This window comes from Serratia sp. PL7 (genome assembly GCF_945957435.1).
The window spans coordinates 83306-97607 of sequence record NZ_CAMFLB010000011.1 but is presented as its reverse complement, the minus strand read 5'-3'; the positions used below and the strand labels follow the sequence as shown (position 1 = coordinate 97607).

Here is a 14302-nt window from a genome sequence, read left to right as displayed (position 1 = left end):
TTTCCTTTTACCAATTTTTGCGGCCAAAACCGGATGTGATGGGGTAGCGGCGGTCTTTGCCGAAGTTACGGGCGGTGATGCGCGGCCCGACGGCGGCCTGACGCCGCTTGTATTCGTTGATGTCCACCAGGCGGATCACCTTGCGCACGATCGCTTCGTCGAACCCTTCGGCCACCAGATCGGCGACCGACTTGTCACGCTCAACGTAGCCTTCCAGGATCGCATCCAGGATATCGTACGGCGGCAGGCTGTCCTGATCGACCTGATCCGGCGCCAGCTCGGCGGACGGCGGACGATCGATCACCCGCTGCGGGATCACGTAGGAGACGGTATTACGGTATTCGGACAGCTTGAACACCAGCGTTTTCGGCACGTCTTTCAACACGTCGAAACCGCCGGCCATATCGCCGTACAGCGTGGCGTAACCCACCGCCATTTCGCTCTTGTTACCGGTGGTCAGCACGATGCTACGGCGTTTGTTGGACAGCGCCATCAGCACCACCCCGCGGCAACGCGCCTGCAGGTTTTCTTCGGTGGTGTCACGCTCGGTGCCGGCGAACATCGGCGACAGCTGGCCCATAAAGGCGTCGAACATCGGTTCGATGGAGACGATATCGAACTCCACGCCAAGGATTTCCGCCTCTTCCTTGGCGTCGGCGATGCTGATATCCGCGGTATAGCGGAACGGCATCATCAGCGCCTGCACCTTGTCTTTACCTAACGCATCCACGGCGATCGCCAGCGTCAGCGCCGAGTCGATGCCGCCGGACAGCCCCAGCACCGCGCCTTTAAAGCCGTTTTTGGTCACGTAGTCGCGCACCGCCAGCACCAGCGCTTGATACACCTGCGCCAGCTGCGGCAGTTCAGCGGCCGGATCGGCCATCGGCACCACGGCCAGCTCGTTGAATTCCAGACGAGTCACCTGCTCGTCGAAGGCCGCCAGACGGTGGGTCATGGTGCCGGCGGCATCGAATACCTTGGAGCAGCCGTCGAAGATCAGCTCATCCTGGCCGCCGACCTGATTGAGGTACACCAGCGGCAGCTGAGTGCGCTGGCAGTGGCCGGCCATCAGCGTTTTACGGATATACGGTTTTTCGCGGTTATACGGCGAGGCATTGATCGACAGGATAATCTCCGCGCCGGCCGCCTTGGCGGCGTCGATCGGCTCAGGGAACCACAGATCTTCGCAAATCAGCAGCCCCAGACGGTAGCCTTTCAACTCCACCACGCAGGTGTCGTTGCCGGCGTGGAAATAGCGCTTCTCATCAAACACGCCGTAGTTCGGCAGCTGCTGCTTGAAGTAGCGGGTCAGCAGGCGGCCTTCGGCAAACAGCGACAGCGCGTTATACAGCTTGTCGCCTTCGCGCCACGGGTGGCCGACCAGGATCGCCGTCTCGGCGGAGGCCTGCTGCAGGCGCAGCAGCTGCGCGTCGCAGCGCTGATAGAAGTCATTGCGATACAGCAGGTCTTCCGGCGGGTAGCCGGACAGCGCCAGTTCGCTGAACATGACCAGATCGGCTCCCGCCTTCTGCTGCTCCTGCACGATTTGCAACATGCGTTCGGTGTTGCCTTCAATGTCGCCGACCAGCAGGTTCAGCTGGGCCAGGGCGATGGAAAGTGATCTGCTCATTTGTGTACGATCCCGCTTAATACGTTCCATGGTGCTCTACGCCGGGGCGCGCCGCGGCAAAGAGAACGGAGTGTAAATCATTCCGCCGGATTTGTTGAGAACCTGCGTGGCAGGCACCGGCGGGAATCTGTCATTCTTTGAAATCGTTGGCGTCCAGCTCGTGACGCGACAGCAATTTGTAAAACTCGGTACGGTTGCGGCCCGCCATGCGTGCGGCCTGGGTCACGTTGCCCTTGGTGATCTGCAGCAGCTTGCGCAGGTAGTGCAACTCAAACTGGTTGCGCGCTTCGGCAAAGGTCGGCAGTGCGGTGTTTTCCCCTTCCAGCGCCTGCTCCACCAGCGCTTCGCTGATCACCGGCGCCGAGGTCAGCGCCACGCACTGCTCGATGACGTTGACCAGCTGACGCACGTTGCCCGGCCAGCTGGCGGTCATCAGCCGCTTCATGGCGTCGGTCGAGAAGCTGCGCACGAACGGCTTGTGCCGCTGAGCCGCTTCACGCAACAGGTGGTTGGCCAGCAGCGGAATGTCTTCGGCGCGCTCGTTGAGCGCCGGGATCTTCAGGTTCACCACGTTGAGGCGATAGTAGAGATCCTCGCGGAACTCGTTCTTCGCCATCGCCTTTTGCAGATCGCGGTGGGTGGCGGAGATGATGCGCACGTCGATGTCCAGATCGCGGTTGCTGCCCAGCGGCCGCACCTTGCGCTCCTGCAGCACACGCAGCAACTTCACCTGCAGCGACAGCGGCATATCGCCGATTTCGTCGAGGAACAGCGTGCCGCCCGCCGCCGCCTGGAACAGCCCTTCGCGGCTGCTGACCGCGCCGGTAAAGGCGCCCTTGGCGTGGCCGAACAGTTCGGACTCCAGCAGCTGCTCCGGCAGCGCGCCGCAGTTGATGGCGATGAACGCCTTGCCGGCGCGCGGGCTGGCGGCGTGGATCGCCTGCGCCACCACCTCTTTGCCGGTGCCGCTCTGGCCGTTGATCAACACGCTGACGTCGGACTGCGCCACCATTTTCACCTGCTCCAGCAGGCGCAGCATCAGCGGGCTGCGGGTGACGATGTCTTCCCGCCAGGCCTCGTCGCCGGCCGGGGTGGCCGACAGCGCGAGCGCCTCGTCGATGGCCTTGTACAGCGCATCGCGATCCACCGGTTTGGTGAGGAAGCTGAACACCCCTTGCTGGGTGGCGGCCACCGCATCGGGAATCGAACCGTGCGCGGTGAGAATGATCACCGGCATGCCCGGCTGATGTTTTTGGATCTCGGCGAACAGCGCCATGCCGTCCATCTCGTCCATACGCAGATCGCTGATCACCAGATCGATCTGTTCGCGCGCCAGCAGGCGCAGCGCTTCCTGGCCGCTTTCGGCGGTGGTGACGTGAAAACCTTCGCTGGTCAGACGCATGCCCAGCAGCTTCAGCAGGCTGGGATCGTCGTCAACCAATAACAGGTTGGCCGGTTTGCGTGCGGTCATTGCGCGTGGGACTCCTTATTGGCAGGGGGCGGCGTATAGGTGTCTTCCGGTTCAACCGGCAGCGCGGTGCCCTTTTCCGGCTCGTCCTGCGGCTCAGCCCCTTTGGCGGCCGCGCCGTTTTTACCGGCGGCTTCGCCCTTTTGCGAGCCCGCGCCGTTGTCCGGGATTTCCCCTTGCAGCTGCTTGCGCGAAGAGAGCTGGCGCTCGATGTCGGTCAGGTTTTCCAGCTTGCGTGAGGTGTCCTGCAGCTGCGATTGCAAACGCGCCTGGCTCTGGCGCAGCGAATCGATCTGGCTGTCGCTGCTCTCCTGCAGATGCTGATAGCGCGCTTTCTCATCGAACAGCGTGATCTGCAGCATCTGCTGCTGGCGCCACAGCTGCGTCAGTGGACGCAGCGAGCCGGGGAACTCCATCCGGTAGCTGTTGATCCTGTCGATCATCTGGCGGCGTTCGCCAGAGGTCGGCTGTGCGCTACCCAGCAGGATGCTCTGTTTGAAAACGCCGGACCAGCTGTCACCCGGCACCGTTTTCGCCAGCGCACGCGCCTGGGTCGAGCCGATGCGATCGGCGCAGTCCATCGCGCGCAGCCAGTAGAGCGCATTATCCAGCGCATCCTTGTCGTCCAACTGCCACAGGGTATCGCAAGCCGCGGTGCGGTAATCGATCACCTTGGTATCCGGGATCGCCTCTTGCTGCTGAGCGTTCAGGCCGCCGCTGACGGCGCGATCGACGCAGCCCGCCAGCAACAGCGGCATAAAGAAGACGGCACCCAACCAGCTGATCGGGCGTTTGCCGAGCGGCGCTCTGTGCGTGGCACGCGGTGAACGTTCAGTCTGTGAAAGACGAAGGCGCTTAGACCATGTGTACATTATTTATTCATTCTCGGCGGTTAACGGCAGTTCAATGCGGAAGCAGACGTCTGCACCGGCGACCGTCGCCAGTTGCAGCTCACCGCGCATGCGACGGATACAGTCCTGAGCGATGCTCAACCCCAGTCCGCTTCCTTTTACCGCCCCTTTTCGCTGGTGACTACCCTGGAAAAAAGGCTCGAAAATCATGGCTCTTTCAGCCTCGGGGATCGGCGTGCCGGTATTGGCGACGTCGATTTGCACCCGTTGTCCAACCTGACGGCTGCGGATCCAAATGTTACCGGATTCCTTGCCGTAGTGCACCGCATTGGAGTAGAGATTATCCAGCACGCGCATTAATAGCGTAGGCTCTGCCCAGCAGATTTCCGCCTCCAGCACGATTTCGGTGGAAATCATCTTCGCCCGCGCCGGCAAACTGTGCGCGGCGACCACCAAATCGACCATCTCGCGCAGCTCGACGTTCTCGTGTTCCGCCGGGCCATCGGCCAGTTTGCGGTTGTAATCCAGCAGCTGTTCAATCAGCTGCTGCAGGTGGCGACTGCTGTTGTCGAGGATCGTCACCACCTCTTTCTGATCGGAAGTCAGCGGCCCCGCCACCTCGTCGGCCAGCAGCTCGGTGCCTTCGCGCATGCTGGCCAGCGGCGTTTTCAACTCGTGCGAGATATGGCGCAAGAATTCGTGGCGCTGCGATTCCAGCCACGCCAGCCGCTCGCTCAGCCAGATGATGCGCTGCGCCAGCGAACGCAGCTCGCGCGGCCCCTTGAACGATGCAGTGCTGCCCAACGCGCGCCCTTCCCCCAGGCGGTTGATCATCCGTTCCACGGCCTTGACCGGCCCGATGATCATGCGGGTAAACAGCACCACCAGCAGCACGCTGACCAGGAACAGCAGCAGCGCCTGCCAGCCGAAGAACTGGCCGCGCTCGGCGATGGCCTGCTGCAGCTGCTGGCCGCGCGAGAACACCACCGCGCGCGTGGCCTGCACCATTTCGGCGTTGGAACGGGAGAACGATTCGAGCAAGGCCGAAGCCTCTTGGTCCGGCCCGCTGTTATGGCATTTGATCGCCGCCAGCTGGGTCAGCAACTGACGCAGCGTTTGGTAGTAGCGCTCGTCCGGCAGAATCGGCGCGTGGGCGTCCAGCATCTGCGAATATTGCTTGCGCTGGTTCTGGTACAGCTTCTGCAGCGTAGGATCGACCAGCACGCAGTACTGACGATAGCTGCGCTCCATCTCCAGCGCCACGCTGGTCATCGCCTCACTGCGCCGCGCGTCCACCAGCGTGGTGCGGTTGATGTCCGCCGCCTGCGCGCTGAGGTGATCCAGGCTCTGGTAGGCTTGATAGGCCAGCACCAACAGCGGCAGCAGCACCAACAGAAAGGCCAGCAGCACCAATTGCCGCAGCGAACGGGGAAATAAACGCCATTTTTTCAACGAAATCATCTCATTCTCTCAGCTCTGTCACGATGCTAACTGACTCGCCGGAAAGAAAAAAGCCCGGCAAGGGAGAATCCTGAACGCACAAGGAAAAAGCGACGGGATTGGTGAACCGCGCCCATAGGCCTGCCGACGGCATGCGGCCCCGGTAATATCAACCGGTGCGAAAACGAGAGTGTGGGGAGAGCGTCTGCGTTCGAGGGCATAGGCAACGAAACAGGGATAAGCGCAGCGTTGAGAATAGACATCGGGGCAAGAAACTTGCCCCAACGCAAGGAAGGTGTGGATGCCCTTGAACCTCGTCCCCAGGGTGATGTAGCGCAGCGGCTGGCATCGAACAGGACGAATAGCATCCGTAAGTATCCAGGATTGATGAACCCTTCATCACAGTTGGATACAGGCGGTGCCTCACTCCACGTGTCGCCCGATGCTTGATAAAGCCGTTTGCACGGTCTGTTATCGGTTTAGTTGGACGATAGGCACCATTTCTTTGGCATCATTCGGAGGCTTATGAGGCGATTTGCCGTCTAATAACGGCGCCGTCATAAAAAGTTGAATGAGCAACTGATGAGAATAATGCACGTTGCGTGCCAATTTTGCAATTAAAATTATAACTTTATGATTTTATTAAAAAATAAAATTATATCAGCAAATTTCTTTGCGCATCACGCCCCGATGAGCGATGAAAAAAACGCCGCGCTGTCGCCAAATGCAGACAACTAAAGCCAAACCCGCTTACCACCAATAAAATCAAACGGTTAAATGTCTCCATTTAGCGACAGGGAAAATAGCGCCTGTCGCAAAATGCAGACACTGCCGCCATTCGGCGAACGCCGGCCATAAAAAAGGGCGCAATTGCTTGCGCCCTCTGTACGGTGGTGGCCGTTTTTAGCCCAGCTGCTTACGGGCGTTGCGGAACATGCGCATCCACGGGCTGTCCTCGCCCCACTCTTCCGGGTGCCAGGAGTTGCTCACCGTGCGGAACACGCGTTCCGGGTGCGGCATCATCACCGTGGCACGTCCGTTGGCGCTGGTCACGGCGGTAATGCCGTTCGGCGAACCGTTCGGGTTAGCCGGGTAAGCTTCCGTCACCTGACCGGCGTTGTTGACGAAACGCAGCGCCACCAGGCCTTGGCTTTCCAGCGCCGCCAGATGCGCCGCATCGCGCACTTCGACGTGCCCTTCACCGTGGGAAACGGCGATCGGCATGCGCGAACCGGTCATGCCCTGCATGAATAGCGACGGGCTGGCCGCCACTTCCACCAGGCTGAAGCGCGCCTCGAAGCGATCCGACAGGTTGCGCACGAAGCGCGGCCAGTGTTCGGCGCCCGGGATCAGCTCACGCAGGTTGGACATCATCTGGCAGCCGTTGCATACGCCCAGCGCCAGCGTCTGCGGACGGTGGAAGAACGCCTCAAACTCGTCACGCACCCGCTCGTTGAACAGGATAGACTTCGCCCAGCCTTCGCCAGCACCCAGTACGTCGCCGTAAGAGAAGCCGCCGCAGGCCACCAGCGTGTGGAAGTCCTGCAGATCGCGGCGCCCTGCCAGCAGATCGCTCATGTGCACGTCCACCGCGTCAAAGCCGGCGCGGTGGAACGCCGCCGCCATTTCAACGTGGGAGTTCACCCCCTGCTCGCGCAGCACCGCCACTTTCGGGCGAGCGCCCTTGGCGATGTACGGCGCGGCGATGTCTTCCTCGGGTGCGAAGGTCAGTTTCACGTTCAGGCCAGGATCTTGTTCATCCTGCTTGGCCTGATGTTCCTGATCGGCGCACGCCGGGTTATCGCGCAGGCGCTGCATCTGCCAGGTGGTTTCCGCCCACCAGGTGCGCAGCGTATTGCGGCTTTCGCTGTACAGCGCCTTGCCGTGCTGGGTGATGACGAAACGATCGCCGGCCTGCACGCTGCCGATGTGATGCACGTTGTCGGTCAGACCGTGCTGCGCGAACGCCCGCTTCACGTCGTCGAGGCGTTCGGCGCTCACCTGGATCACCGCGCCCAGCTCTTCGTTGAACAGCACCGCCAGCGCATCGTCGCCGAGGCCATCGAGGTTAACCTCTACGCCGCAGTGACCGGCGAAGGCCATCTCCGCCAGCGTCACCAGCAGGCCGCCGTCGGCGCGATCGTGGTAAGCCAGCAGCGCGCGATCGGCCACCAGCTGCTGCATGGCGTTGAAGAAGCCCGCCAGCTGCGCAACGTTGCGCACGTCGGCAGGTTTGTCGCCCAGTTGGCGGTAAACCTGCGCCAGCGCGGTGGCGCCCAGCGCGTTATGGCCGTTGCCCAGGTCGATCAACAGCAGCGCGCTGTCGCCCTTATCGGTGCGCAATTGTGGCGTCACGGTGTGGCGCACGTCTTCCACGCGAGCGAAGGCGGTGATGACAAGCGACAGCGGCGAGGTCATTTCACGCTGTTCATTGCCTTCCTGCCAGCGGGTTTTCATCGACATGGAGTCTTTACCCACCGGAATGGTGATGCCCAGCGCCGGGCACAGCTCTTCGCCCACCGCTTTCACCGCTTCGTACAGGCCGGCGTCTTCACCCGGGTGGCCGGCGGCGGCCATCCAGTTGGCGGACAGCTTCACGCGCTTCAGACTGCCGATTTCCGTGGCGGCCAGGTTGGTCAGCGCTTCCCCGACCGCCAGGCGGCCGGAGGCGGCGAAGTCCAGCAGCGCCACCGGCGCGCGTTCGCCGAGCGACATCGCTTCGCCGTAATAGCTGTCCAGGCTGGCGGTGGTGACCGCACAGTCGGCCACCGGGATCTGCCACGGGCCGACCATCTGGTCACGCGCCACCATGCCGGTAACGGTGCGGTCGCCGATGGTGATCAGGAAGGTTTTCTCCGCAACGGCCGGCAAATGCAGCACGCGTTTCACCGCGTCGGCCAGCGTGATGTTCTCACGCTGCACCGCCTCGCCATGCGCCTGCAGGCGGGTAACGTCGCGGGTCATTTTCGGCGTCTTGCCGAGCAGCACGTCCAGCGGCATGTCGATCGGCTGGTTGTCGAAGTGGCGGTCGTTCAGCGTCAGGTGCTGTTCTTCGGTCGCTTCGCCGATCACCGCATAAGGTGCGCGCTCGCGGCGGCAAATCTCGTCGAACTGTGCCATCTGCGCCGGGGCAATCGCCATCACGTAACGTTCCTGCGATTCGTTGCACCACACTTCCAGCGGACTCATGCCCGGCTCGTCGTTGAGGATATCGCGCAGCTCGAAGCGGCCACCGCGGCCGCCGTCTCTCACCAGCTCCGGCATGGCGTTGGACAGGCCGCCGGCACCGACGTCATGGATAAACAGGATCGGGTTCTGGTCGCCCAGCTGCCAGCAGCGGTCAATCACTTCCTGACAGCGGCGCTCCATTTCTGGGTTGTCGCGCTGCACCGAAGCGAAGTCCAGATCGGCATCGGACTGGCCTGACGCCATCGACGAGGCTGCGCCGCCGCCCAGGCCGATATTCATCGCCGGGCCGCCCAGCACCACCAGCTTGGCGCCGACGGTGATTTCCCCTTTCTGCACGTGATCGGCGCGGATGTTGCCGATACCGCCCGCCAGCATGATCGGTTTGTGATAGCCGCGCAGCTCAACGCCGTTATGGCTGTTGACGCGCTCTTCATAGGTACGGAAGTAGCCCAGCAGCGCCGGACGACCGAATTCGTTGTTGAATGCCGCGCCGCCCAGCGGGCCTTCGGTCATGATATCCAGCGCGGTGACGATGCGTTCCGGCTTGCCGAAATCCTGCTCCCACGGCTGTTCAAAGCCGGGAATGCGCAGGTTGGACACCGAGAAGCCCACCAGGCCGGCCTTCGGCTTGGCGCCGCGGCCGGTGGCGCCCTCGTCGCGGATCTCGCCGCCGGAGCCGGTCGCGGCGCCCGGCCACGGTGAGATCGCCGTCGGGTGGTTGTGGGTTTCTACCTTCATCAGGATGTGCGCGTCTTCCTGATGGTAATCGTACGTGCCGTTCTCCGGCGCGGCGAAGAAGCGACCGACCTGCGAGCCTTCCATCACGGCGGCGTTGTCTTTATACGCCGACAGCACGTAGTCCGGCGTCTGCTCATAGGTGTTCTTGATCATTTTGAACAGCGATTTAGGCTGCTGTTCGCCGTCGATGATCCAGTCGGCGTTGAAAATCTTGTGGCGGCAGTGCTCGGAGTTGGCCTGCGCGAACATATAGAGTTCGATATCCGTCGGGTTGCGCCCCAAACCGGTAAAGGCATTCAGCAGGTAGTCGATCTCGTCCTGCGCCAGCGCCAGGCCGAGCCGGACGTTGGCCTGCTCCAGCGCGGTGCGCCCTGCGCCCAGCACATCGACCGACTGATACGGCGCCGGCTGATGGTGCGCGAACAGCTGTTCGGCCTGTTGCAGCTCGCTGAAGACGGTTTCCATCATGCGATCGTGCAGCAGCGCGGCGAGCTGGCGCCACTGGGTTTCCGTCAGCTCGGGCGCCTTGACGTAGAACGCCAGGCCGCGCTCCAACCGCAGCACCTGTTGCAAACCGCAGTTGTGGGCAATATCGGTGGCTTTGGAAGACCAGGGAGAAATGGTGCCCGGACGCGGCGTAACCAGCAGCAACCGGCCTTCGGGAGCGTGTTCGGCGAGAGAAGGACCGTACTTGAGCAGACGCTGAAGCTTGGCGTGTTCTTCGGCACTTAGCGGTGCACTAACATCGGCAAAGTGGACGTACTCGGCGTAGATATCACTGACGGGCAGGTGAGCGTCCTGGCAGCGGGACAGCAGTTTGGTAATGCGAAAAGCCGATAAAGCGGGCGAACCACGCAGAATTTCCATAATCAAAGTTCTCTCGTCTTCGAAGCGACGGATAAGACGCTTCATTGGGCGCAACAGGGGAAAACGCGCGTCATTATAGAGAATCCTCGCCGCCGACGAAACCGTTTGCGTAGGGATTATTGATAAAAGCGTGCCGCACCGACGAATTGTCATAACGTGTCAATAAAGTTGCACACTGGCGTTTTGTTGCGCAAAATGCCCCCCGCACTGGTGATTTAACCATGAGAAAAGTCGCGGTTGTCGTCGCCGGTGTACCTGTGCCACCACTGGATAACTATTTGAAACGTCTTAAAATAAACTACATCCTCATCGGCGTTGTCACCCTGCTTCTGGCTCTCGCGCTGTGGCCCAATATTACCTGGCGCAGCGGCCAGGGCGGGCAACTCCAGGAGATCATCTCCCGCGGCGAGTTGCGTATCAGCACGCTGAATTCACCGCTGACCTATTTCAACACCAAGCAAGGGCCGGGTGGGCTCGACTACGAACTGGCCAAGCGCTTCGCCAACTACCTCGGGGTGAAGCTGGTGGTGATCCCCCATCAGAATATCAATGACCTGTTCGACGATCTGGACGACGACGACGCCGACCTGCTGGCGGCGGGCCTTATCTACAACCAGGAACGCCTCAGCCGCGCACGCACTGGCCCGGCCTACTACTCTGTTTCCCAACAGCTGGTGTACCGACTGGGCACCCCGCGGCCGAAAAGCTTCGCCGACATCAAAGGCAAGCTGGCGGTCGCCTCCGGTTCCGCGCACGTCAGCACGCTAAAACAGCTCAAGCAGGATAAATACCCGGATCTCACCTGGGAGTCCTCCAGCGATCTCACCTCCAAAGAGCTGCTGGAGCGGGTTGCCGACGGCAAGCTGGACTACACCCTCGGCGATTCGGTGACCATCGCGCTGCTGCAGCGCATCCATCCGCAGCTGGCGGTGGCGTTCGACGTCACCGACGAAGAGCCGGTCACCTGGTATCTCAAACGTGACGGCGACGACAGCCTGTACGCAGCGATGCTGGATTTCTACAGTCAAATGGTGGACGACGGCACCCTGGCGCGGCTGGAGGAGAAATACCTCGGCCACGTCGGCAGCTTCGACTATGTGGACACCAAAACCTTCCTGTCGGCCATCGACTCGGTGCTGCCCAACTTCCGCCCGCTGTTCGAGAAGCACGCCAACGAGATCGACTGGAAGCTGCTGGCGGCCATCGCCTATCAGGAATCGCACTGGAATCCGCAGGCCACCTCCCCCACCGGCGTGCGTGGCCTGATGATGCTGACCCGCGCCACCGCCGACGGCCTGGGGGTCAACGACCGCCTCGATCCGGAAGAGAGCATTCAGGGCGGCGCGCTCTACCTGCAGCGACTGATGGCCAAGGTGCCGGACAGCGTGCCGGAAGACGAGCGCATCTGGTTCTCGCTGGCGGCCTACAACATGGGCTGGGGCCATATGCTGGACGCACGCAAGCTGACCAAAACGCAAAAAGGCAATCCGGACAGCTGGGTCGACGTCAAACAGCGCCTGCCGATGCTCAGCCAAAAGCGCTACTACCCGCAGCTGACCTACGGCTATGCGCGCGGGCGTGAAGCCTACAACTATGTAGAGAACATCCGCCGCTACCAGGTCAGCCTGGTAGGTTATCTGCAGGAAAAAGAGAGAAAGGCGGCGCAAGCGGCCGCCGAGCAGGAAGCGTTGGGGAAAGGCTATCCGACGGTGATGCCGGAACTGGCGCTCAACTACTGATTATTCCGGCTTATCCGCCGCCCGCTGCGCCAGCTTGAGCGCTTTTTTCTGTTCGCGGCGCAGGCGGAAGAAATTGCTCAGGGTGGCGGCGCATTCGTCCGCCAGCACGCCCGAGACGATCTCCACCTGATGGTTCATGCCCGGATGGCGCAAAATGTCCACCAGCGAACCGGCAGCGCCGGTTTTCTCGTCGGCGGCGCCATACACCAACCGGCGGATACGGCTGTGCACCATCGCACCGGCGCACATCACGCAGGGCTCCAGCGTGACGTACAGCGTGGCGTTCAACAAGCGGTAGTTTTGCAGCACCGCGCCGCCCTGGCGCAGCGCCATGATCTCGGCGTGCGCGGTTGGATCGTGTCGGCCGATCGGGCGGTTCCAGCCCTCGCCGATGACCTGATTGTCCAGCACCAGTAGCGCACCCACCGGCACCTCGCCCTCTTCCTGCGCGCGCAGGGCCAGCTGCAATGCCTGACGCATCCAGTACTCATCGTTATATTCAGTCATCGCATAATTCCTCGTGCGCTTTTGCGGCGGGCATTATACACACTAGCCTCCCTTTGTCGTAGCCGCCCGCCAATGGCTATACTGGCCGAATCAGCGTGTGATTCAGGGACAAGAAACATGAAACTCAGTAAAAAGAACGCCGTCGTGGTGCGCAAGGCGCTGGACGGCTGGGTTGGGGAAGGCGCCTTGACACCCGAGCAACGGCAGCAGTTGCTGCTGCATGTGGACGTACAACCTTTCGACTGGCGACGGCTGGCGCGCTATGCGTTTCTCGCCGCGCTGGCCTCGTTGCTGATCGCCGTCACCAGCCTGTTCGCCGACAGCGCACTGCTTGAATGGCTGAGCGAACTGTTCCGCTTCGACGCGCCGGTGCGCATGGCGATCGCCGGCGTACTGGCGGCGCTGGCCTACGTCTGGGCGCTGCGCCGCCGCCAACAGCACCCGGAAAAACGCTACGGCAATGAGGCGGCGCTGTTTGTCGCCGTGTTGCTCACCGCCTGCGCCTTATGGCAGTTGGGGGTCTGGCTGGATAACGGCAGCGGCCGGGTTTCCGTACTGCTGCTGGTCGCCGCGCTGCTGTACGGCGCGATCGGCTGGTTCAGCCGCTCCGGGCTGGTGTGGTGGTTCGCCCTGCTGTCGCTCGGCAATGCCTTCGGCGCCGAAACCGGCTACCTGTCCGGCTGGGGCGCCTACTGGCTCGGCATGAGCTACCCGATTCGCTTTATCGCCTTCGGCGCGGTGCTGATCGCCGCCGCATTGCTGCTGCGGCCGCTGTTGGCGCAGCGCGGCCTGCAGCGGGTGTCGCTGGCGATGGGCCTGCTGTACCTGTTCATCGCGCTGTGGCTGCTATCCATCTTTGGCAACTACGGCGATCTCGACAGCTGGTACCGCGCGCGCCAGATTGAGCTGTTCCACTGGAGCCTGCTGTTCGGGCTGGCCGCCCTCGCCGCCATCTGGCTGGGGTTGAAGCATGACGACGCCATGCTGCGCGGCTTTGGATTGACCTTCCTCGGCATCAACCTGTATACCCGCCTGTTCGAGTTTTTCTGGGACAGCATGCCGAAGGCGATTTTCTTCGCGCTGCTCGGCCTGAGCCTGTGGGCGTTGGGGCATTATGCGGAGAAGATTTGGCAACTGGGGCGCAAACCGCACGACGTAACCGACGACTGATCGCGGTAGCGATAACAGCAAAGGGCGGAATTCTCCGCCCTTTGTTTATTCCAGCTGCTGCAGCTCGCCCTGCTTGCTTACCCGCCAGCGGTGTTCGCAAAAAAACAGCAGCGGGTTATCCTGCTTGCTGTCGCTGTAACCGCTGTACAGCTTCAGCGGCGCACCGAGCCGTTGCTCCAGCTGCACCACTTTTTGTACGCCCAGACAGCGCAAGGTCAGCACCCAGCCGCCATAGCGGCGCGCGATGCGGCTGCCGACCAATCGCACCCGCGGCAGAAACGCCGAATCCCGATAGACCTGCGCCACCAGTTGCTCCGGCGAGCCGGTAATCAGCCACACCTCGGCATCGTGCTCATCCAAATACTGCCGCAAGCGCATTTGCACCACCGGAAACGCGGTCACCTTCTGGCGGAAAGCCTCGATAAACTGCCGCTCCAACGCCTTCAGCGTCGCTTCGGAGCGCCCGAAGGTGATCGCCCACAGCAACAGGCTCATCGGCCAGCGCGCGGCGCGCCCCAGCAGCAACAGCGCCAGGCCAATCAATGGCAACAGCGGTATCACCAGCAGCAGATTCAGCGGTAAACAGCGCAGCAGGAAGCGCAAGAAACTGCCGAACATATCCTCCTGATGCAGAGTGCCGTCCAGATCGAAAAAGACCACGCGGCGCCCTTCTGCGGCCGATGGTTGCTGCTTGTCGCTCAAA

General features: G+C 61.9%; 9 protein-coding genes. 2 read left to right on the top strand and 7 right to left on the bottom strand.

What is annotated here, in order from left to right:
* Nucleotides 1–7: 7 nt before the first annotated feature.
* From N6G83_RS32475 to purL, 5 genes are all read right to left on the bottom strand, one after another.
* A complete protein-coding gene (locus N6G83_RS32475; protein WP_025303930.1) occupies nucleotides 8–1630 on the bottom strand; it encodes an NAD+ synthase in 1623 nt (540 codons plus the stop codon).
* 130 nt (nucleotides 1631–1760) lie between these two features.
* The gene (gene glrR / locus N6G83_RS32470; protein ID WP_025303931.1) at nucleotides 1761–3101 is read right to left on the bottom strand and encodes a two-component system response regulator GlrR; all 1341 of its coding nucleotides are present in this window, start codon (nucleotides 3099–3101) and stop codon (nucleotides 1761–1763) included.
* Nucleotides 3098–3970, bottom strand: a complete 873-nt coding sequence (gene qseG / locus N6G83_RS32465; RefSeq protein ID WP_053085981.1) for a two-component system QseEF-associated lipoprotein QseG — start codon at nucleotides 3968–3970, stop codon at nucleotides 3098–3100. Before qseG ends, glrR begins: the two co-directional genes overlap by 4 nt.
* 3 nt (nucleotides 3971–3973) lie before the next feature.
* Nucleotides 3974–5410 carry a sensor histidine kinase gene (locus N6G83_RS32460; protein ID WP_025303933.1) on the bottom strand — a complete coding sequence of 479 codons (1437 nt, stop codon included), beginning with the start codon at nucleotides 5408–5410 and terminating at the stop codon, nucleotides 3974–3976.
* Between the two features lie 882 nt (nucleotides 5411–6292).
* Entirely contained in the window at nucleotides 6293–10186 is a 3894-nt protein-coding gene (purL, locus tag N6G83_RS32455; protein ID WP_260524103.1) for a phosphoribosylformylglycinamidine synthase, read from the bottom strand.
* 275 nt (nucleotides 10187–10461) lie between these two features.
* On the opposite strand from purL, the gene mltF reads away from it, so the two are divergent.
* The gene (mltF, locus tag N6G83_RS32450; RefSeq protein ID WP_025303935.1) at nucleotides 10462–11922 is read left to right on the top strand and encodes a membrane-bound lytic murein transglycosylase MltF; all 1461 of its coding nucleotides are present in this window, start codon (nucleotides 10462–10464) and stop codon (nucleotides 11920–11922) included.
* Here the strand turns inward: mltF and tadA are convergent, their stop codons facing one another.
* Nucleotides 11923–12429 (bottom strand): tRNA adenosine(34) deaminase TadA, encoded by a 507-nt coding sequence (gene tadA, locus N6G83_RS32445; RefSeq protein WP_033644114.1) that lies wholly within the window; start codon nucleotides 12427–12429, stop codon nucleotides 11923–11925.
* A 117-nt stretch (nucleotides 12430–12546) separates the two neighbouring features.
* Here tadA and N6G83_RS32440 point away from each other — a divergent pair, with 117 nt between their 5' ends.
* Complete coding sequence (locus N6G83_RS32440; protein WP_148123690.1) at nucleotides 12547–13599, top strand: DUF2157 domain-containing protein; 1053 nt, start codon at nucleotides 12547–12549, stop codon at nucleotides 13597–13599.
* Between the two features lie 45 nt (nucleotides 13600–13644).
* Here N6G83_RS32440 and yfhb read toward each other — a convergent pair whose 3' ends face one another.
* Complete coding sequence (gene yfhb, locus N6G83_RS32435) at nucleotides 13645–14301, bottom strand: phosphatidylglycerophosphatase C (RefSeq protein ID WP_148123691.1); 657 nt, start codon at nucleotides 14299–14301, stop codon at nucleotides 13645–13647.
* Nucleotide 14302 lies beyond the last annotated feature (1 nt).

Coding starts and splice junctions, on each gene's coding strand:
- N6G83_RS32475 (WP_025303930.1), bottom strand. CDS start 1,630: ATGAGCAGATCACTTTCCATCGCCCTGGCCCAGCTGAACCTGCTGGTC.
- glrR (WP_025303931.1), bottom strand. CDS start 3,101: ATGACCGCACGCAAACCGGCCAACCTGTTATTGGTTGACGACGATCCC.
- qseG (WP_053085981.1), bottom strand. CDS start 3,970: ATGTACACATGGTCTAAGCGCCTTCGTCTTTCACAGACTGAACGTTCA.
- N6G83_RS32460 (WP_025303933.1), bottom strand. CDS start 5,410: ATGATTTCGTTGAAAAAATGGCGTTTATTTCCCCGTTCGCTGCGGCAA.
- tadA (WP_033644114.1), bottom strand. CDS start 12,429: ATGACTGAATATAACGATGAGTACTGGATGCGTCAGGCATTGCAGCTG.
- N6G83_RS32440 (WP_148123690.1), top strand. CDS start 12,547: ATGAAACTCAGTAAAAAGAACGCCGTCGTGGTGCGCAAGGCGCTGGAC.